A 20,533-nucleotide genomic window follows, 5' to 3' on the forward strand; every position below is an offset into this window, starting at 1 on the left:
GGAGTAAAGATGGTCACAGCCGTATATCCAGGAACCTTTGATCCGCTCACGCGAGGTCACGAAGATCTGGTGCGTCGCGCCTCCGGTTTGTTTGAGACGCTGGTTGTTGGCGTTGCTGACAGCAAAAACAAAAAGCCTTTTTTCTCGCTGGATGAGCGTCTGCTGATCGCCAACGAAGTGCTGGGGCATTACCCAAATGTCCGGGTGGAGAGTTTTTCTGGTTTACTCAAAGATTTTGTCCGCAAGAACGACGCCCGGGTGATTGTGCGTGGCTTGCGGGCTGTGTCTGATTTTGAATATGAATTTCAAATGGCCGGTATGAATCGCTATTTGTTGCCGGATGTTGAAACCCTGTTTTTGACGCCATCAGACCAATACCAGTTTATCTCCGGCACCATCGTGCGCGAGATCGCTATGCTGGGCGGGGATGTGTCGAAATTTGTATTCCCGTCGGTGGATAAATGGCTGCAAACTAAAGTACTTGAGCAGGCGGAAAAAGCGGCACAAATCGAACTGGCTGAATTAGCCGAGTTAGCAAAAAAAACTTCAGTGTAATCGCAAGATGCTGCAAGCCCTTGCAGCAGGAGATAGTAAAAGTATGGCCTTACTGATTACGGACGATTGCATCAATTGTGATGTATGTGAACCCGAATGCCCCAATGATGCAATTTATATGGGGCCGGAGATTTATGAAATCGATCCGAATAAATGTACGGAATGTGTAGGGCATTACAACGAGCCACAATGCCAGCAAGTGTGTCCGGTAAGCTGCATTCCGTTTAATCCCGATTGGCGCGAAACGCCAGAGCAATTGCAAGCCAAGTATGAACGTCTTCAGGCAGGGCTTAAGCCTGCATAAGTTTATCTGGCGCGAATTAATCAAGCTAGTGACTGTAGTAAGCCTAGCACTTTGCAACTGGCAAGCACTTCGCAATCATTTACCACGCGCCCAACATCAATCCGCCTGACACACCCGGTTACGACCTTGATTCTTCGCTCTGAATAAAGCCTGATCTGCTGCCTGTAATAAATCACGCGCAACATTCTCAATCTTGCCTTCATTATTGGCGACAGCCAACGTTGACACGCCGATAGAAATCGTCGCCTGACAAGTACCGATGGCACCGGTCAGTGCAAACGTTTTACCTGCAATACTTTTGCGTATCCGTTCTGCCACAATCAGGCCGTCTTGCGCGCTGGCATTGACTAGCAGCGCGACAAATTCCTCCCCGCCAAAACGCCCCATGGTATCGCTCAGACGCAGTTCTGCCTTGATACGGTTACTGACTTCAATCAAGACATCATCGCCCCCCTGGTGGCCGTAACGGTCATTAATTTTTTTAAAGAAATCGATATCCAGATACATGCAGACAATGCTGTATTGCTGACGACGGGCGCGCCCGATTTCTTCCAGCATGCGCTGTTCTACATAGCGGCGGTTGCTGACATTGGTGAGCGGATCGGTTAAGCCTATGTGTGTCAGCCGTTCGTTATTGATCACGTTCTCAAGACAGATGGCAATGATGGAGGCCAGATGCTCGATAAAATCGGTCGCCATGGTAGGGCTAAACCGTGCTTCTTCAAAGCTACCTAAATTCAGATAGCCTAATAATTTTTGTTGCCGTATTAAGGGCACCACCGCAACGCTTTTGGGTTTGCGCGCACAGGTTGAAAACATCTTGCCGTGTGTCGCCGGATCATAAATCCCTAAGACTGGTTTGAACAATTGCTCGCCATGGATGCGCAAATCCAGCTCGTTTTGTACAAAAAATAAGGAGGGGAATTCTTCAGAAGTGATCTTCAGATCCAGCATGATCTGCTGCAGATTTTTTTGATAGTCCAGCAAGCCTAGCGTGACAATATCCAGTTCTGACATCTTGGCCAATGCACTAAAAATATTTTCGATTAACTCACGAAAGCTACTGGCGCCGATCAGCTTTAAATCGAAGCTCTGATGCCGCGACATAATATTTTGGTTACGGTGCGCTTGTTCTAACAGGTTTTCTAATTGAGTACGCAAGGCAAAATTCTCTGCACGCAGCTGGTTAACCACATCGGCAAACACATCGGCAATCACATCGGATTGTCCGGCAGATGACACGGCGACTTTCTCCATAATGCCTTTCGTTTGCGCGCAGCTTGGGTCAATATTTTCGGTAGTTAGAATGCTATCTGAATATCTAACGCATCACCAACATATAGTGTTTGACCGCAACCTTTTGTCACAATTACGTTCATCCCGAATGTGATCCCGCCATCCAGCAGAGGATTGGCGCGATAGGTTTGCAAAATATCCACCGGATCAGGTCCGGGTTCTCCGGTGGCTTGATCTACGGCGGGGATTGTGCAACGAGTGCACGGCTTTACCGGCTTGAGCTGGATCTGGCGCTCATGATTGGTGAGATCCAAACTACTCGCATAGTCCTCTTCAAACGCGGCTATCTCAGCAAGTACGATATTCGGGCGGAAGCGATCCATAGGAATCGCCTCACGACCTTGCAAGAGTAACTTTTGGTTCAGATCATCGAGCGATGCAGTAGAGGTCAGCAACAGCGGAAAGCCATCTGAAAACAGCGTGCCGACCTCCTGATCGCCGGTCCATTTTTGGCTGGCTAAACGTCGGCCAGTAGGATCAAAACGCACCAGGCGACAAGCGGTCCCCAAGAACTGACTCAACCAGGCCGCAGCCTTATCGCCACAATCAAAAGCAGCGACCAGATCATCCCAGACTTGTACTTGCCAAGATACTGCTGGTGCTAGCTCAGCCAGGCTAAGCGCCATTGGCAATGCTGGCATATCAGGCGCAAGCAGCATTAAATGATCGCCCTCTATCGTTGGGCGTATCAATGCCATGCGAGGGTGGCTGCGCTGGCTTAAAAATAGCCCGGCCGGATCAACCACCATCCACTCACGATCACGAATCAGGCTTGCGCCGATCTGCTGTGATAAGCCAGACTCGCTGACCGTCGCCGACCGTAAGCGGATACCAGCGCAAGATTTAATCGGGTACAGCGTCAATTCAGTAATCGTAGGCATGGTGGTTAACACTCACAAGTCAAAATTTATATCAAAATTTATAAGGAGATACATCGTCGGAATAATCAGGTTTTACAGGAAAATTTAATATACTCCCCCTCATTTTTATAAAATATGCCGCTTTGTCCAGGTAACGATTGGACAATTAATAATACTGTGGGAGGGTATTATTAATCATAGGTTTTGATCGCGATAAAGGAACGGACAAATTCAATCGCAATGCCTGCTACATGAGCAGCCACGTAAGCAGCCACATACCCCGCTACATTAAGCTACTACATTAACCCGTTACTTACCTTGAAACGCTTGCCGGTAAGCCGATGGCGAGAGATTAAATTCCCTCGCAAAATAGCGTCGCAATAACAGCGCGGAGCCAAAGCCGGTATCCACCGCGATGTCATCAATCGAGCGCTTACTCGATTCTAGCTGACGTTGCGCCTGTGCCAGTCGCTGATTGAGCAGCCATTTACCGACGGTGGTCCCAGTTAGCTGCTGGAAATGGCGCGTAAAACTGCGTCGGCTCATCAAGGCTTTTTCTGCCAGCTGATCCAGATGTTGTGGCTCCGCAAGATGTCGTAGCATCCATTCCAGCACTTTAGATAAACGGTCATCGCTGGCAAGAGTAGGCACAGGTTGCTCAATATATTGCGCTTGTCCGCCTTGACGATGTGGCGCCACCACAAGACGCCGGGCGACATGCGCTGCAATCTCCGCACCATACTGAGAGCGCAGCACATGCAAGCAGCAATCAATCCCCGCCGCCGTACCCGCCGAAGTAATCACATCCCCATGGTCAACATACAAGACATTGGAATCGAGGTGTACTTGTGGAAAACGCTGTAAAAATTCTTTCGCAACTGCCCAATGAGTCGTTGCCATCCTCTGATCAAGCAAGCCCGCTTCCGCCACCACAAACGCACCCAGACATAAACCAATAATCCGCACACCAGCCCGATGCGCTTTACGCAAAACACTCAGCAGTGCAGCCGGTGCAGGTCGCAAATCGGTATGCCATGACGGGATCACTATCATATCCGCCCGTGCTAAGGCAGATAAACCATGATTCGTGTTGATCGAAAAACCAGCACTTGTCGTCACCACATGCTTGCCAGCCTTCGCCGCGAAGGCACACACTTTCAGCTTAAACGCAGGTAATTTAAATTCGCCATGCTGCTCGCCGAACACAAGGCAAGGGACTGATAAATGAAACGGACTAATGCCATCAAATGCCAGTACAACCACCGTGACAGTATTCGTCACGGTATTAGAGGGGAGTTGATTCTGGGATTGAATCGGAGTTTCAATAAGCATGGCCTGATTGTATCGAATATTGGCAATCGGGTCACTTCTTAATCTGGACGATATGTCTGAAAATAACAGCACAAACGCAATCGCTGTTTGCCATATCACTTTATCCGGAGAGCTTTATTATGACTACGCCCATATCCATTCCGACCACACCGAAGCGCGCATTGATAGTGATCGATGTACAGAACGAATATTTTACGGGCAACATGCGGATCGAATATCCAGATCCGCAAATGTCCCTGCATCATATTGGTCTTGCGATGGACGCAGCCAAGGCGGCAGGTATCCCGATTTTGGTAGTACAACATTCCGCGCCCGAAAACTCCCCCATCTTTGCGCGCGACTCTGCCAATTGGGAGTTACATGCAACGGTCAAAAGTCGCCCTCATGATCATTTGATCGAAAAGTCCATGGCCAGTATTTTTGTCGGTACGGATGCCAAACAATGGCTGGAAAAAAATCAAATTGATACCCTGACGATCGTTGGTTACATGACGCACAACTGCAATGCCAGCACCATTTATCAAGCGGCACATGATGCTTATCAAGTCGAAATTTTGTCCGACGCGACCGGCGCTTTACCCTACGAAAACAGCGCAGGATACGCCAGCGCAGAAGAAATCCACCGCGCTTTCAATGTCGTATTCCAATCTAACTTCGGCGCAGTGACCAGCACTGCAGAATGGATCAAGGTAATCAATGTAGGCGGTGTGCTGGAGAAGAGTAACGTGTTGGTGTCGCACTTGGCCGGGCGGGCGCATCCATCTGCTTGAGTTGTATCGGGCTTGCAAAGCGCTAATAAAGCGCTAACGTAAGGCGAATGACGTGAATAAAAAAGCGTCACTTGTTTGTACAAGCAACGCTTTTTTAGAGCTCTCAGCACTGAGGGCGAGAATAGCTGGAATAGTGCTTACATTAAAGCCAAAAGAGAACCACCAAATTTTATTGTCTTGCGAGAGAATAAAAATTCTCTTGGGCTAAATATATTTTAGATAATATAATTATTAATTTTTAAACATTTGAAATTCTTACAAGGGTTGAGAAATTTTTAGTCTTGATATTTAGTAACTCATAGGGAAAATAAATATAGATGTTAGGTACAAGTTTAATTGGCGGCCATTCAATATGGAAGGCTATGGTTTTATTATATTTAGGATTGAGTATCTGCTCTATAGGCATCGCACTCAAAACTCAATCATCTCCTGCCAGTCATTTGCGCGACCAAGTCTTTTCATGGTGGAGAATTTTTCCAGTTATTTCCATAAGTTTATTATTCTATCCTTATGCACCTCTATTATTAATATTGGTAATTTGTTGCTTGGCGTTTCGCGAACTTATTTCTCATCATAACGGGCAGAAAAAATATTTTTTGTTTGCTTATGTTGGTGGTTTTACCTTAATAATTAGTTCGAGTTACTTTTCTTCGGATAACGTATTTCTTCAAATACCAATACTGCTCTTGGTTCATTTTTTATTTTTTTGGTTTCGACGTACGGCTAATCAATTATTGTTACTAATGTTTTTGGTTAATTGTTATGGGGTTAGCTTTCTGATTCGTCTCCAGCAGTTACATTTTGACGAGCGTGTCAATCTGACATGGTTATTCTACTTGTTAACAATGACCGCACTTAACGATGTGGCTCAATTTGTAATCGGTAAAAGTTTTGGTAAGCAAAAAATCGCTAGTCGCATCAGCCCAAATAAAACATGGCAAGGATTAGCAGGAGGCGTAATGGTAAGTTTGATTGTTTCCGCTTTATTGGGAAGCTATTTACATCTTGCAACTGTTGAGTATCTGCTTGTCGTCGGGTTGCTACTCTCTATTGGTGGATTCGCTGGTGATCTTATGTTTTCTGCAGCAAAACGATTTCTTGGCATTAAAGATTTCTCACAATTGATCCCTGGGCATGGTGGAATTTTGGACCGAGTCGATAGTTTGGTCGTTACTGCTCCTTTACTTTATTTTGTAAATCACATTTCTTATACTGGATCTTAAAAAATGACAATAACGTCTATGTACTCTTGGATCAATGAAGAGTCAGGATTTAATAGTGTCGATCAAACGCGTATTTTTTATCGCTATTGGCAACCTAAGATCACACGAACAGAAGGTGAGCAAAGGGCATTGATATTTTTGCATAGAGGTCATGAGCATTCTGGGCGGATTAAGGAGTTGGTAGAGCAATTCGGTTGCCAACGAGACTGGGCTTTTGCTTGGGATGCGCGTGGCCATGGGTATTCGCCTGGCGAACGAGGTGATGCACCAAGCTTTGAAATCTTGGTTCAAGATTTCAATGCTTTTATCTTGCATATCCAGGAAACTTATCAGATAGCGCCAGAGAACATGTTAATCGTAGCAAATAGCGTAGGAGCCGTAATTGCTGCTACTTGGTTGCACGACTATGCTCCTCGAGTGCGCGGAGTGATCATGGCCGCAGCCGCATTTAAAATCAAACTGTACGTACCTTTTGCAAAAGCTGGTTTGCGTTTCGCTACCTGTTTCAGGCCAGATTTGTTCGTCACAAGTTACATTCGCTCGTCAATGCTTACTCACTCACGAAAACAGGCTGATAACTATGATCAAGATCCACTGATCGCAAAAACTATATCAGCACGTGTTTTACTAGGCTTGGCCGATACTGCAAAGCGTATCGTGCTTAGTGCTACAGCAATTGATGTACCAATACTTATGTTGGTAGCTGATAAAGACTATGTGGTAGAGCAGACGCCGCAGCTGCAATTTTTTGAACGTTTGTCCTCACAACTAAAACGTTATGTGGTCATCAAAGATTGTTTCCATGCAATATTTTACGAACAGCAAGTGCGACAAGCAATTGATGCATCTCGTCAATTTATTGATGATTGTTTCGCTCGTGTCCCAGTACAGGTTGGACACTACGCTGGAGCTGACACTTTGAGTGCAAGTGCTCAAGAATATCAGGCTTTACGAAGGGGTAAGTTAGGCAATTTTTTTTCCAGAGGTTTTTATGATATTCAACGTTTCATGTTGGGTTTTATGGGGCCGTTGAGTGATGGGATGAAGATTGGGTTAGAGCATGGTTTTGACTCAGGCGCATCTTTGGATTACGTATACCGAAACCAAGCGAAAGGTAAGCTATTGTTAGGTAAGTCTATCGATCGCGGATATTTAGATGCAATAGGCTGGCGCGGTATCCGGCAAAGAAAAGTACATATGCAGCAGTTATTGTCGACTTTAATTGATCAGCACTCTAAAGACAGACCCTTACGTATTGTTGATATTGCTGCTGGCAGTGGCCGTTATGTACTAGAAACCATAAAGCGTTTTCAAGGTAGAAATATTGAAGTCACTTTACGTGATTTCTTGCCGGAAAATTTAGAAAATGCCAAGCAACTGGCCACCGATTTACAATTAAACACACCAATTGAATACCAATGTCGAGATGCATTTTCTCCTGATAGTTATGTAACACCGGAAGAGCAGTATGACATTGTGATTATCTCAGGTTTATATGAGCTGTTCAGTGAAAATGCATTGATCATAAAATCTTTGCAAGGCATCCAAAAACAATTGAGAGTTGGAGGTCATGTCATCTATACCGGGCAGCCTTGGCATCCGCAATTATTGATGATTGCCAAAACGTTGAAAAATCATAAAGGCTCCCCTTGGATCATGCGTCCACGTCCTCAGATTGAAATGGATTCCTTAGTCGCGGGAATCGGTTGTCGAAAAATTCAAACACAAATCGGTATTGCTGGAATTTTTACGGTATCAGTTGCACGGTTTGACGGTGTTGTTGAAGTGCCTGTTGCAAACGGTTAAAAATTGTCACGATCAGCAAAAATAGTACGATACTTAATAAACTGTTTATCCAGATTGGCGCTAGTTTGATATCTATGAAAACTGCAATTAAGCTAAAGCAAAATGCGCGATCGCTTTTCCCCATTGGCCCGTCAAATCTACGGGGTTGTCCTATGAGAACCGCGATGACGCCCGCGAATTCAGTTAGCAACGCGGCGACGACGACTAAAATTACCAAAGGTGCAAACATTCCAAACAGTAAAGCAAACGGCAGATACAGCGCTACGTCAGAAACCTGATCGCAAATTTCGTTTAGCAATGCACCTAGTGCAGTTTTTTGTCCGCTTACGTTTGCGAGCATTCCATCTATTGCGTTAAGCGCCATACGAAGTAGCATAAAGAAGGGAAATGCAATCCACAAAGCAGGATTATTTGGAAAAATTACTAGTGACATACCGAACAAAACGGATAGGCTCATTGTCAAAAGAGTTATTTGATTCGGTGAGATACGTCGATTTATCAAAGTTTTTAAAAATGGCGCGAGAAGGCGTTGAAATTGTGGCTTGAGTTGATAAATCGAGAGTTTCATTGTTGCCTTTTTAGATTTGACTCGGAGATCATACTATTGGCCAAAAATATACATCGGCTATAGCCCATAGCGCAATGTAAGTAAACGGAGTGACCTTGCGCAATTTCGCTATTGATAATTTTAGTGATGTCTTCGATCACTTTCGATTCAGGAATCATTAAATCCAATAACGGAAAATGTAAGTAATTCAGCCGGCGCAAGCTATTCGTTTCACTTAGTTCCGGAGAGAGATCTACCACACTAAAAATATTTGGTAACAAGTCGGCTTGCTTTTGATTTAAACGACGGCCAATCCACAACTGGTCAGAGAACTGAATAAAAGCGGGGTTTTTTCGCTCAATATACTGTACTGCCAACCAAGTAAGCCGGTAACCAATAAGGTAAGGGGCGTACAGCAACCAGGTTACCAATGGATGCCGCCCATTTTTTTTGCGTAGGAAAAAACGATTTCTGCGGAAATAGGCTGTGCCAACTAAAAGCAAACTCAGACATAGGTAGAGCGCAATCCAGTTGCGACCGATCACTACTCCGATCAAAAATACTATGCATGCTGCCATCGCATAATAAAAGGCAACAGGTGTTTCGGCACTATTTCCTTTTATTACTCGTAGCACTATTAGCGCAAGGAACAATCCGCCAAGCAAATCTAATATATGGTGTTGATAAATGAAAACTGTTGAAACTGCTACCAAGAAGAGACAAGCTGCCAACAAAAATTGATGAACTGTATATTTGTAGCTGCTCTGTAACGAATGCCAAAAAATAAGACAGTAGGCAACATGCAATGACGGCAGTTGATTGTAAGGTTTATCGACGAGCGACAAAAAATGGAATAAAAATGCGAAGTGCGGCGACGTTATTTCGGGTTTGGTGAAGCCAAATCGTAGTGGGTAAAAGACGAAAAAAAAAGTCGCACATATAGTAGTGAGTTGAAGACGTTGACTTAATAAGCGTAGTTCACCAATCGTTTTTACTTGTACAAAACTCCATAGAAAAAATATACCAGAACTTAAATAAGGGATGATCATCCATTCCAAAAATGGAATGTTTGTCTCAAATGAAATTTTGATATTGCGGGAAATATTTTCTTGATAGGCATAAAAATTACTAGCTTGATAGCAAAGTAAAAATGCCAATGCATTCGCTAGAAAATGACACCATCTTTGTGACCGTGTTGCGGATTTTAGCGTTGCTATCAATTGAAAACCTTATTTGATTTATTGTTGTTCGTTGATTCTAATACTAGGGCAGACGGCGATAGAGTCATACATTAAATATGCATTTACGGGCAATTTTTTAAGCAATTAACTATTTCGTGTCTGGCAAAAAGGCTGTCACAAATTTTTCAAAAAATTATCTTTTCATGCGATCACATTTAAATCAACACGCCAATCGACCAAGGGTTCTAAATTAAAACGATCAGCGCACAATGATTAGTATAAATATTGCATGAATTAAATGATTCGACGAAAGATATCGGGAAAAGACATGAAGCTAATGATTATCGGTGCGACCAGTGGTATCGGTTGGGCTTTGGCAGAATACTATCTGCAAACGGGGTATGAAGTAGCCATCTGCGGACGTGATTTAGACAAAATGACACAGCAGACCTCGTATTTAAAACTGAAATGCTATCAGTTGGATATTGCAGATATGGTGGCGATTGAAAATGCAATCGATGATTTTGGTGATGGCAGACTGGATATGCTGATAGTGGCGGCCGGATTTTATTTCAACACTAGACATCAAGAATTGGATGCTGCTACGACCTTGAGAATGTTGCAAACAAACGTGTCCGGTTTAAGTCACGCATTTGAGCTAGCAGCAAAAAAAATGTTATTACAACAATCTGGACATTTGGTCGGTATTTCGTCAGTCGCCGGGCTATTAAAAGACTATCCCGGGGCATCTTTGTATAGCGCCAGCAAACGGTCTGTATTAAGTCTTTGCGATACGTATCGAATCGCATTAGCACCATTTTCAATTGCAGTTACTGCAATCGTCCCTGGCTATGTGAACACAGCCAAATTGCGAGAATTAAATAATGGCGATGCAAGCAGAAAACCATTTGTTTTGTCAGAAAAGCAAGCTGTAGAGCGCATCGTTAATGCAATACAGTTGCGCCGGGCGATCTGTGTATTCCCATGGCAAATGCGCTGGCTAATTAGGTTTTGTAATTTTTTACCCAAACGCCTGCTTAATTTAAGACGATAGTTTTTTGGTCGCTCAACGAAAAGTAATGGTGTTATTCCTCGGAGCACGAGACTGTTGAATTGAAATTTTTACTCATTTTTGTATTCGATCTTTTTGTGGATGCTTATGACATTATATGAAATATCATGCAATAAAAAAGCCGCGAATTATCGCGGCTTTCATTATGATTTTCAGATTTCTTTGGATTTATCTTAATTTCATGAAGTCACCTGAAACAAGCATAGCAATTTAGACGTTAAACAAGAAGTTCAGCACATCACCATCCTTAACCACATATTCCTTACCTTCAGCGCGCATCTTGCCTGCGTCTTTTGCGCCAGCTTCACCTTTAAAGTTGATGAAGTCATCAAACGCAATAGTTTGTGCGCGGATAAAGCCGCGTTCGAAATCGGTGTGGATCACGCCTGCGGCTTGTGGTGCGGTGTCGCCGACGTGGATGGTCCAGGCGCGTACTTCTTTGACGCCAGCGGTGAAATAAGTTTGCAGACCCAGCAATTTGAATGCGGCACGGATCAGGCGATCCAGGCCCGGTTCTTCCATCCCCATATCGTTTAAGAAATCGGTTTTATCGGCGTCATCCAGATCGGCAATTTCTGCTTCGATCGATGCACAAATGGCGACGATAGGTGCGTTTTGTGATTGGGCGTAGGCAGTCAGTTGATCCAGTAAGGGATTGTCTTTAAAACCGGTATCGGATACGTTAGCGACGTACATCGCTGGCTTAGCAGTGATCAGGCAAAGTGGCTTGATTAACAGCATTTCTTCTGCATCTAGGCCTAATGCGCGCACTGGTTTGGCGTCGTTCAGCGCGGGCATGATGCGCTCTAATATAGCGACCAGTTTGGCGGCGTCTTTGTCGCCGGAGCGGGCTTTTTTGTTTTCGCGGTGGATGGCTTTTTCTACCGAACTCATATCGGCCAATGCCAATTCAGTCTGGATGACTTCGATATCGTCTAGCGGGCTGACCTTGCCTGCGACGTGGATCACATTGTCATCTACAAAGCAGCGCACGACGTTGACGATAGCATCGGTTTCGCGGATGTGGGCGAGGAACTGATTACCCAAGCCTTCGCCTTTAGAGGCACCGGCAACCAGGCCAGCGATATCGACAAACTCAACAATCGCGTTTTGGATACGTTCTGGTTTAACGATGGCGGCTAATTGCGCCAGACGCGGATCGGGTACCTCTACCATGCCGACGTTGGGTTCGATCGTGCAGAAAGGATAGTTTTCTGCCGGGATGCCTGCTTTGGTCAGTGCATTAAAAAGAGTAGATTTGCCGACGTTAGGCAGGCCGACGATGCCGCATTTGAGACTCATGATATTTTACCGAAGAGGTGAGATGTGATTAGATTAGCCCGCTATTTTACCGGAACATCGGCTTATTCAGGCGGTTTTGACGCTGAGGATGGAGTTCGTCTGAATTGGTGAGCGGATATTCTTTCAGCTTGGCGTGGGTTTTTATGACGCCCGAAAAAAATTGCTACAATTTACTTGGTATTTTTGAAATTAAACTCATATATTTTAGATGCGCCTAGCAATCATGCTGGTCGTCAATTATTTTAGGGAGAATCCTTTGACTAAATTGTTAATCACTTTAGGTTTGGCGTGTGCTTTTACATTGCCGTTGTCAGCGCAGGCTCAGGTTGCGGTGCAAGCAAATCCAAATCAAGTCGCCTTACTGGCAAGCCCTGACGCCCAGGTTGCGGCAAATAAGCGCCTAGTGTATGACTTCTGGCGTGAGGTATTTGAGGGTGGACATATGGACTTGGCAGACAAATATCTGACCGAATCGTATATTCAGCATAATCCGAATGTGCACTCAGGACGCGCTGCGTTTATCGATTTTTTCTCTAAATTTACTAAACCATCCCCGATTGCTGCGCAGATTAAAGCACCGCTTGTGTCCATCGTTGGCGATGGCGATATGGTCGTTCTTAGTTTTGTCCGTCAGTATGACGATCCCAAAGATGCCACCAAAAAATATACCACGACCTGGTTTGACATGTTCCGTATTCAGGACGGCAAAATTGCCGAACACTGGGATAGCGCTTTGAAAAAATAAGTTTGTCGTGTCTTGTTTAGCGCTTATTTAAATAATTAATTAGACGAGATATGGCCGCTGTTTAACGTTTTCAACTTACGTTCTTAACTTAATAAACAGCGGCGATTTTGATTTGGTGGCTTTGATTAAGCGAGCGCAGTATTTTTCTTCAAATACCTAGTCGAGACGCGATGCAAATAGATTACCAGCGAGACGGCAGCAATCGTTAAACCAACGACTAGCGATATCCAGAAACCGCTGGCAGCCATTGGTTCTGCTGGCCGCAGCGGGAACCACTCAGGTGCCAAACCGAGTATGCAACCGAGTGGAATACAGACACCCCAGAACGCTGTCAGATGGATCAGCATCGGCGTGCGGGTGATTTTGTAACCTCGTATTGCGGATGATGCGGCGACCTGAGCACCATCGGATAACTGGAAGATCGCTGCCAGCAGCAATAGCTTGACCGTCACCTGCTGGACGGCGACATCGCTGGTGTACGCCGCTGCGATTTCTTGCCTGAACAGGGTGATCATCAACGCCGATATCACCGCAAATCCCAGCGATAAACCTACGCCTACCCAAGAAGAAAAACGGGCACGTTGCGTGTCATTTTCCCCCATCGCCTGACCGACACGTGTTACCGAGGCAATACCAAAACTCAGCGGCACCATAAATACTAAGGACGAAAAATTTAAGGCAATTTGATGTGCCGATACCGTGACTACACCAAAGCGTGCCACCAGTAAGCCGATCACACAAAATGCACTGACTTCCGCAAAATAGGTCACCCCGATGGGCAAGCCCATGCGCAGCATCTTGCGTATCTCTGGCCAGTGTGCAGGTTCTCTATGTGTGAACGGGTAAGTTGATTGATAGGCCGGTGCTTTTTTAATCCATAAGACCATGGCTCCCAACATCAGCCACATACCGACGCCAGTCGCTACGGCACAGCCTGTTGCGCCCAATTTTGGTAAGCCCCAATGGCCATAAATCAGCAACCAGTTAATACACACATTAAAAGCCAATCCAAATAGCGCGATCACCATCACCGGCTTGGTCTGGTTCAGGCTGGCGGTATAGCCATAGAGCGCGCGGTAACAGGCAAAAGGCGGCAAGCCAATACTGATCACATGCACAAATTGCGCGGCTTTATCCCGTACGCTATCTTCCAGATAAATATGATCGAATACCACGGTGGACAGATTGAGCAAGACATATCCCACCAGACCCACGCCCAGGCCCATCCACAAGGACTGGCGGACGATATGCGGGATTTTATGATGCGCATTAGCCCCGACCTCATGCGCCACAATCGCATTGATCGCCATCATCACACCCATCACGGTGACCAGCACCATCGCCCACAAAGATGCACCCAGCGCGACAGCGGCCAGATCATTGGCACTGGCATGCCCCGTCATCGCCACATCGGCGACACCCATGCCGACAGTAGCGAGTTGACCTATCAGGACGGGCCAGGCGAGTTGCCACATGGCGCGGGATTCAGTGAGGATTTTTGTTTTCATAATCAGCAGTGCAGGCGAGTGTGAGTCGCAAAATAGAGTGCGAGTGGCATCTTAGTTCATTTTTTATAAAAAGAGGACTTATGCAAAGCCGCCCCAGCTGCGTTGTCGCTCTCGTTAGTACTAAGGAAGTACGGTCTTCATCGCCGCGCCTTGCCTGGATAATGTTATGTAAGCCCTGAAAAAGTATCTTAGCGAAATATCTTAGCTTGATACCAAACGTTAAATAACAGCCTCAACGCTAGCGGTCATGCGCTTTTTCTGACGCGGGATTAATAACATACTCCCCTTATCTTTATAGAAATATGCCGTATTGTCCTATAAAAAATTAGACGATTTAAATATACTCAATATGAGTATATTAAAAATGGTCAATATTTAGATCGACGGTCAATAAGAAATAATGAGTTTTGCAGAATCATGGTTTAACTGCTGACTTTCTGTATAGATAGTTAATCTGGGACTGAAGCCCGGACATACTTTTGCACTGAATCTCGGGCTCAAACTCGATGTTTATGGCAAACTCAGACTCTTTGTTTAATCTCAGATCACCAATATCTCAATCACTTATGCCCACGATTCAATACCGTTTACTGAATGTTTTTGCCGAGACCAGCTTTGGTGGCAATCCTCTTGCCGTGATCGAAGATGGCAGCGCACTGACTGATGCAGAGATGCAGCTGATTGCCAGACAATTCAATTTATCGGAAACGACTTTTCTATTGCCATCGGACCAGGCTGCAGCACGCATACGGATATTTACACCCACGTATGAGATGGCGTTTGCCGGACATCCGACCTTGGGGTCTGCTCAGGTAGTCAGTGATTTATTAGGCGCAGGTAAGCAATTTAAAATAGAAATGCAGGCGGGCCTGATACCGGTTTGGGCAGACAATGACCGCTGGACTCTAGCTGCCAATCCTCCCAAATACCGGGCTATGCAAGCAAGCACAAGCGAGCTGGCAGCAATGTTGAACTTACCTGCCGAGGCGATTTCTGGCCCAGTTGTGTGGGTCGATTGTGGCACTGAGCAACCAATGATTCCGCTGACCAACGCAGAATACGTACAGGCTTGCCGCCCCGATGCAGCGCTAATGGCAAGGTTTAGTAAAAATTTGAACGGACAAGCCAAAACCTATGTGTTTGCCAGTACCGGCGCAGGATTTGAGGCAAGGTATTTTTGGATGACAGGTGACAGCAGTGTCAACGAAGACCCGGGCACCGGTTCTGCTTGCGCCAACCTTGGCGGATGGTGGTTAGCGACCAATGGCAGCGAGCCGCTCGATGTCATTATTCACCAGGCCAGAAGTATCAACCGCCCCAGCTTACTCAGCTTGAAAGTTGATCAAGGGCATATTCAAGTTGGTGGCCGAGTGATTCAGATCGGTGGCGGTAGCTTAAGTTGGTAGAGATGGTGGGGACGCATTTTTACCTTTGCCTACTTAATTACTACTCTCTCAGCAGCCGTTAGCTTTCCACATAGCACCAATTTTGAGTGTTCCGGTTATTTGCTTAGGCTGTATGACTATCGGGCTATGTGGCGTTTTATGCTAGCTTGATAAAATATCAGTTAGCTTTTATTTATATACTCCCAATTTTTTTAAATAAAATTGCTATGACTGCCCATAATTAATTGGAGGATAAAAAAATACATGGGGGTAGTATATGAATTTCTCCTTCAATAATTTGATCAATCGTTGCAATCCGCAATCGTTATTTCCATTCAAACGCCTGTATTTATAATCCAAACTCTCCTTGACATCTCCAATCAGTGCTACTAAAGTGATATCACTTTGATGTCATTCAAACGGAGATAATATGAACACAGCAAGTAAAGTTGTCGGTGGCAAGTCATTGATGCATGAACGCATTCATTCCTCGCCAGATGGTTATCTGATGGTGGCCGTCGGTTTGTTTTTGATCGTGGCGGGTGGTTATTGGGCCTGGTCTGGTTTCAATGCGTTGGAGCCAGTGGTACTGCCGATTTTTGGTAAATTGCTGATCAGCATATTGGGTGCGTTTTTATTGTCGGGCTTGTACATGCTGCAACCGAATGAGGCGGCCTTGTTGTCTTTGTTTGGTAAGTACATCGGCACCGATCGCAGCGCGGGTTTGCGTTGGGCCAATCCTTTGTATTCGGTACGCAAAGTCAGTTTGCGGGCTCGCACTTTAAATTCGCCAACTTTGAAGGTGAATGATAAGCGCGGCAATCCGGTGGAGATTGGTGCGGCGATTGTCTGGCGCGTACAAGATACGGCGCTGGCCTTATTCAATATCGATGACTTCGAGCGCTTTGTGAATGTGCAGGCCGAAACCGCGATCCGTCATCTCGCATCGCAATATGCGTATGACGAGGGCGATGATCTGGCGGAGCACGAGACTACCTTGCGTGCTGGTTTAGATGAGGTGACTAAAGCCTTACGACAAGAGTTACATACCCGGTTTGAAGTCGCGGGGATTGATGTGGAAGATGCCAAGCTCACGCATCTGGCCTATGCACCAGAGATCGCGCAAGTCATGCTGCGCAGACAGCAAGCCGATGCGATTATCAGTGCGCGTAAAAAGATCGTACATGGTGCGGTGACGATGGTAGAAGAAGCGCTCAAGGGTTTGTCTGAACGCAAGATCGTCGAGCTAGATGATGAGCGCAAAGCTGCAATGGTAAGCAATTTGCTGGTCGTGCTTTGCTCGGATAAAGAGACGCAGCCGATTATTAATACCGGTACGCTTTACAATTGAGTCTGCCGGTTTGAAGTTGTGTTCCTGATGAATATTGTTGAGGGGTTGATATGCATCCATTGTTGATGATCTTCGGTGTCTTAGTCGCCTCCGTTTTGGCACTGATTTTATGCTTCTTTGGGTTGTCATTTTTAGGTCGTTGGTTTGGTCAGGATAAAGTCGAGCGATTTTCCAAGTTCCGTCTGCAAGGTCCTTTTGTGCCAGTCACGCCTGCCGTAGCCAGTGCGCACGATGCAACATCAGGTGTGCGCGATCAACCTCCAGTACCTTAATCTAGCAAAATGAAGTCGCTTAACGAAGTAGTCAAACAAAGTAGCTAAATAAGTTTGCCAGCTAGTCAGAATCAAAAAAAAATTGTTGAGGAAAATGTTGTGAACGAAATTAAATACCAACAAAGCCAATGGATGAAAGTCCTCTGGATCATGCTGCCTTTAGTGACCCTAATCATGATGGCAGTTAAAACCATGGGGCTTGATCCAGTCGCGCGTTTGCGCGCGCTGCTGACGATTGCTGCGATCAATTTTATGGTGCTGGGTTTGCTGGGACGATTGACAGTCAAAATAGACAATACCCATTTGCGCTGGTATTTCGGCTTATTTGGCTGGCCCGCATGGAAGTTAGCGCTGACTGATATCCGTCAGATAGAGCAATGTGAATCACGCTGGATAGAAGGCTGGGGTATTCGCTTTACCAAAGAGAGCATGCTCTACAACGCCGCCGGAAAAGGCGCGGTGCGCATTACCAAAGCAGATGGCTCCAGCCTGAGGTTAGGTTCTGCCGAACCTGAGGTGTTGTGTGCCGCTTTGAACAACGCGCTGGCAAATTATGCCAATAAGCTTATTAAATAAGCTTAGTAACTAAGCTTACCAAGTAAGTTCGCCAGTTAAGTTCACCAATTAAGTCGCTCACTCAGGTAGATCAGAAACATCATGGCCAGCCCCGGGAAAAAATCTTTCTTGTTACGCATCGATCCTGCACTTTGGGCAGAGATCGAGCGTATGGCCGCGCAAGAACTTCGGAGTAGTAATGCGCAAGTGGAGTATTTACTGAGAGACGCTTTAAGCCAGCGTGGCCGCAAGGTCGATATTGAATCTGTTAGCCAGAATGACGTAAAAACTGAGTGAGCATCGTAGTGATAGCTTAGGACTAACAATCAAAAATATTTGATCGCAGAGGCACAGAGAAAAACAATTCTTATTAGGACTCACGCAAAAACCAAAACCTCTCACCACAGAGAACAATAAAGGAAGAGAAAGACAGGTTTTAGCGCTGTTCTCCTGATTTTCTCTGTGGCTCTGTGTCTCTGTGTTGAGAGGTCTTGATGTTTTACCTCCAGCCATCTGGGTCCATGTGAATGCCAGCGAGTAGCGTTCCGTTTTTGCGTCAGACGTTTCTTAATTTACCTGCATTCAACGCCGCAGATTTACAGCGGCAATACTTGGCTTACATCAGGCCGTTGAATAAAATCAGCGAACGCATCTCGCAGTCGTGCGCCTTCTCCTATCGCGGTTTTCCAATGATGAATACGTAAATCATGATTGCTACCGTAAAAGAAAAAATCTTTCCGGTCGAGTACCTTGCCGCGTGGCAGAGTTTGTAGAAAACCCGGTGATGGCGACACCATAATCACGTTGTCCAGCCAATGCCGGTTTTTGCCTATGCTGGCGCGTCGCCATGGCAAACTTTTATCTAGCCAGCCCGGCACGATATGGTCGGTAAAATGCGGATACAGCACTAAGCCACCTTCTTTGTTACCGCTTAAACGCGAGTAAGGCAGCGCCAGATGGTAATCAATAATCCCACCATCCCAATACGTACCCGTCGGCGCATGAGGAATATGGCGCACAGGTTCCATAATCAGTGGCAAGGTACCCGATGCCAATAAGGCCGGGGCTAAATTATCTGCCGTTAATGACGAGAAATGGGTATCGAACGCATCAAATTTTGCCTTCAACCAAAACAGCGGATCACGCACGTCGCCAATCACCATTCTGTCCATGTGATTAGCGAGTTTAGAGCGCGATGCCAGATTCGAAAACGTCGCTGCCACAAATCCCGCTTTAGCTTTGCCACTCGATTGTGGTGCGTTTAAAAAGCCCCGGCCACGTACTGCCAGCAGATGCAGACGGTGTAGCGGTTGGTGTACGATTTCTTGCTCGTAACCACCGATAAAATTTTGTAGCAATTCAACGCAAACATCCGTCACATATTGGGCTGAAGGTTTTTCAGGATAACGCTGCTCACAATACAAATCACCGAGGCGCTGGAACGCCGCCACCGGATTAGCGTGGCTCGCCGCCGCCATACGCCAGGCACCGATGGATGCCCCGATCAAAGTACGTTCGCGCGGTGCACTTGGCAACCATTCTCCAAATAACCATTGATCCAGCGCCTGCAAAATCAACCCTTTAGGGCCACCCGCAGCAGCAGGTATAACCGCGATGTCGCGCGCCTGCAAACCGTGTTGACGAATATGTTCGAGAGCAAATTTTCCGGCGCGGATTTGTATGGGGGATGTCATAGGAGGTACTTTATTTCACGGTATGTAACTGCATTGTCGCGGCAGAAAATTTTCCTTCGACCAGCATAGGAATGATCTCCAGACTCTTGGCAATCGATTCGTCGATCAAAGGCTGCTCTTCTTTGCGCGGGCGATGCAAAACAAAATCAGCAACACCTTGTTGCAAGTTCAGACTACGTGGATGTCCGATACCTATCCGCAAGCGCCAATAATCTTGTGTCCCCAAAGCTGCGGTGATGTCTTTCAACCCGTTATGACCACCAGACGAACCACCTAATTTAAGCTTGGCAATACCCGGCAAAATATCCAGCTCATCATGCACCACCAATACTTGATCTGGCGTGATTTTATAAAACCGACAAATCGCACCGACCGACTGGCCAGAACGATTCATAAATGTTTGTGGTTGCAACAGCCAGACCTCTTCGCCAGCAAGCCTGGTTTTAGCCACCAGCGCGTTAAAATTTTTATCGCGTTGCAAACCATTTGTCGCAAGTTGATCAACCAGCCAGAAGCCAGCATTGTGGCGGGTTTGTTCGTATTCAGGGCCAGGATTGCCGAGGCCGACTATGAGGCGGATAGACATAATAATTTCAGCAAAAATAGTGCATTAGCTGTGAGTTGATAGATTGAATTGATTTGAATTTTTTACACGTCATCTTGTAGATCAACAGGTCACATAGTTCGCTTATCTATAATTAATAACCGTATGGTGCGCCATGCTGACCAGTACACCTTGCTATTTTTTATCGCTTGCTACGGGGCGTATGACGCA

General features: G+C 45.8%; 21 protein-coding genes. 12 read left to right on the plus strand and 9 right to left on the minus strand.

The features are described 5' to 3' along the window. The first annotated feature begins 9 nt into the window (after positions 1-9). The gene (gene coaD / locus AAKU61_RS01450; RefSeq protein WP_322121007.1) at positions 10-555 is read left to right on the plus strand and encodes a pantetheine-phosphate adenylyltransferase; all 546 of its coding nucleotides are present in this window, start codon (positions 10-12) and stop codon (positions 553-555) included. Positions 556-598: 43 nt separating this feature from the next. Then, entirely contained in the window at positions 599-859 is a 261-nt protein-coding gene (locus tag AAKU61_RS01455; RefSeq protein WP_322121008.1) for a YfhL family 4Fe-4S dicluster ferredoxin, read from the plus strand. A 96-nt stretch (positions 860-955) separates the two neighbouring features. On the opposite strand, the gene AAKU61_RS01460 is transcribed toward AAKU61_RS01455, so the two are convergent. The 3 genes from AAKU61_RS01460 to AAKU61_RS01470 all read right to left on the minus strand — a co-directional run bounded on the left by AAKU61_RS01460 (position 956) and on the right by AAKU61_RS01470 (position 4,296). Further along, positions 956-2,116, minus strand: a complete 1,161-nt coding sequence (locus AAKU61_RS01460) for a DUF484 family protein (protein WP_354328992.1) — start codon at positions 2,114-2,116, stop codon at positions 956-958. A 44-nt stretch (positions 2,117-2,160) separates the two neighbouring features. Next, positions 2,161-3,036 carry an MOSC domain-containing protein gene (locus AAKU61_RS01465; RefSeq protein WP_354328994.1) on the minus strand — a complete coding sequence of 292 codons (876 nt, stop codon included), beginning with the start codon at positions 3,034-3,036 and terminating at the stop codon, positions 2,161-2,163. Between the two features lie 288 nt (positions 3,037-3,324). After that, positions 3,325-4,296 (minus strand): GlxA family transcriptional regulator, encoded by a 972-nt coding sequence (locus AAKU61_RS01470; protein ID WP_354328996.1) that lies wholly within the window; start codon positions 4,294-4,296, stop codon positions 3,325-3,327. A 170-nt stretch (positions 4,297-4,466) separates the two neighbouring features. Between AAKU61_RS01470 and AAKU61_RS01475 the strand changes: the two genes are divergently transcribed. The 3 genes from AAKU61_RS01475 (at position 4,467) to AAKU61_RS01485 (ending at position 8,146) form a co-directional block, all read left to right on the plus strand. Continuing rightward, positions 4,467-5,117 (plus strand): cysteine hydrolase family protein, encoded by a 651-nt coding sequence (locus AAKU61_RS01475; RefSeq protein ID WP_354328998.1) that lies wholly within the window; start codon positions 4,467-4,469, stop codon positions 5,115-5,117. Positions 5,118-5,434: 317 nt separating this feature from the next. Then, positions 5,435-6,340 (plus strand): phosphatidate cytidylyltransferase, encoded by a 906-nt coding sequence (locus AAKU61_RS01480; protein ID WP_354329000.1) that lies wholly within the window; start codon positions 5,435-5,437, stop codon positions 6,338-6,340. Between the two features lie 18 nt (positions 6,341-6,358). Beyond that, on the plus strand, positions 6,359-8,146 hold the full coding sequence (locus AAKU61_RS01485) for a bifunctional alpha/beta hydrolase/class I SAM-dependent methyltransferase (protein WP_354329002.1): 1,788 nt from the start codon (positions 6,359-6,361) through the stop codon (positions 8,144-8,146). Here the strand turns inward: AAKU61_RS01485 and AAKU61_RS01490 are convergent. After that, complete coding sequence (locus AAKU61_RS01490) at positions 8,088-8,714, minus strand: CDP-alcohol phosphatidyltransferase family protein (protein WP_354329004.1); 627 nt, start codon at positions 8,712-8,714, stop codon at positions 8,088-8,090. The two genes, AAKU61_RS01485 and AAKU61_RS01490, sit on opposite strands and share 59 nt — an antisense overlap. Then, on the minus strand, positions 8,711-9,850 hold the full coding sequence (locus AAKU61_RS01495) for a phosphatase domain-containing putative toxin (protein ID WP_354329006.1): 1,140 nt from the start codon (positions 9,848-9,850) through the stop codon (positions 8,711-8,713). The genes AAKU61_RS01490 and AAKU61_RS01495 overlap by 4 nt, the downstream gene beginning before the upstream one ends. Before the next feature lie 352 nt (positions 9,851-10,202). Between AAKU61_RS01495 and AAKU61_RS01500 the strand changes: the two genes are divergently transcribed. Further along, the gene (locus AAKU61_RS01500) at positions 10,203-10,928 is read left to right on the plus strand and encodes an SDR family NAD(P)-dependent oxidoreductase (RefSeq protein WP_354329008.1); all 726 of its coding nucleotides are present in this window, start codon (positions 10,203-10,205) and stop codon (positions 10,926-10,928) included. Between the two features lie 228 nt (positions 10,929-11,156). Here AAKU61_RS01500 and ychF read toward each other — a convergent pair whose 3' ends face one another. Further along, positions 11,157-12,248, minus strand: coding sequence for a redox-regulated ATPase YchF (gene ychF, locus AAKU61_RS01505; protein WP_322121013.1), 1,092 nt, complete (start codon positions 12,246-12,248; stop codon positions 11,157-11,159). A 256-nt stretch (positions 12,249-12,504) separates the two neighbouring features. On the opposite strand from ychF, the gene AAKU61_RS01510 reads away from it, so the two are divergent. Then, on the plus strand, positions 12,505-12,993 hold the full coding sequence (locus tag AAKU61_RS01510) for a nuclear transport factor 2 family protein (RefSeq protein ID WP_354329010.1): 489 nt from the start codon (positions 12,505-12,507) through the stop codon (positions 12,991-12,993). Between the two features lie 125 nt (positions 12,994-13,118). Here the strand turns inward: AAKU61_RS01510 and AAKU61_RS01515 are convergent, their stop codons facing one another. Further along, the gene (locus AAKU61_RS01515) at positions 13,119-14,501 is read right to left on the minus strand and encodes an MATE family efflux transporter (RefSeq protein WP_354329012.1); all 1,383 of its coding nucleotides are present in this window, start codon (positions 14,499-14,501) and stop codon (positions 13,119-13,121) included. A 566-nt stretch (positions 14,502-15,067) separates the two neighbouring features. Between AAKU61_RS01515 and AAKU61_RS01520 the strand changes: the two genes are divergently transcribed. The 5 genes from AAKU61_RS01520 (at position 15,068) to AAKU61_RS01540 (ending at position 18,361) form a co-directional block, all read left to right on the plus strand. Beyond that, positions 15,068-15,907: a PhzF family phenazine biosynthesis protein gene (locus tag AAKU61_RS01520; RefSeq protein WP_354329014.1), complete on the plus strand. Its 840-nt coding sequence runs from the start codon at positions 15,068-15,070 to the stop codon at positions 15,905-15,907. A 409-nt stretch (positions 15,908-16,316) separates the two neighbouring features. Continuing rightward, complete coding sequence (locus tag AAKU61_RS01525; RefSeq protein ID WP_322121018.1) at positions 16,317-17,237, plus strand: SPFH domain-containing protein; 921 nt, start codon at positions 16,317-16,319, stop codon at positions 17,235-17,237. 50 nt (positions 17,238-17,287) lie between these two features. Next, the gene (locus AAKU61_RS01530) at positions 17,288-17,509 is read left to right on the plus strand and encodes a hypothetical protein (RefSeq protein WP_354329016.1); all 222 of its coding nucleotides are present in this window, start codon (positions 17,288-17,290) and stop codon (positions 17,507-17,509) included. Between the two features lie 99 nt (positions 17,510-17,608). Then, complete coding sequence (locus AAKU61_RS01535; RefSeq protein ID WP_354329018.1) at positions 17,609-18,085, plus strand: hypothetical protein; 477 nt, start codon at positions 17,609-17,611, stop codon at positions 18,083-18,085. 81 nt (positions 18,086-18,166) lie between these two features. Continuing rightward, on the plus strand, positions 18,167-18,361 hold the full coding sequence (locus tag AAKU61_RS01540) for a type II toxin-antitoxin system antitoxin (RefSeq protein ID WP_354329020.1): 195 nt from the start codon (positions 18,167-18,169) through the stop codon (positions 18,359-18,361). Positions 18,362-18,660: 299 nt separating this feature from the next. On the opposite strand, the gene AAKU61_RS01545 is transcribed toward AAKU61_RS01540, so the two are convergent. Further along, positions 18,661-19,758 (minus strand): patatin-like phospholipase domain-containing protein, encoded by a 1,098-nt coding sequence (locus tag AAKU61_RS01545; protein WP_354329022.1) that lies wholly within the window; start codon positions 19,756-19,758, stop codon positions 18,661-18,663. 10 nt (positions 19,759-19,768) lie between these two features. Continuing rightward, the gene (gene pth, locus AAKU61_RS01550) at positions 19,769-20,344 is read right to left on the minus strand and encodes an aminoacyl-tRNA hydrolase (RefSeq protein ID WP_354329024.1); all 576 of its coding nucleotides are present in this window, start codon (positions 20,342-20,344) and stop codon (positions 19,769-19,771) included. Positions 20,345-20,533: the final 189 nt, after the last annotated feature.

Origin of the sequence: Undibacterium sp. GrIS 1.2 (assembly GCF_040544435.1) — a bacterium.
In the GTDB taxonomy this organism is placed as follows: domain Bacteria; phylum Pseudomonadota; class Gammaproteobacteria; order Burkholderiales; family Burkholderiaceae_D; genus Undibacterium.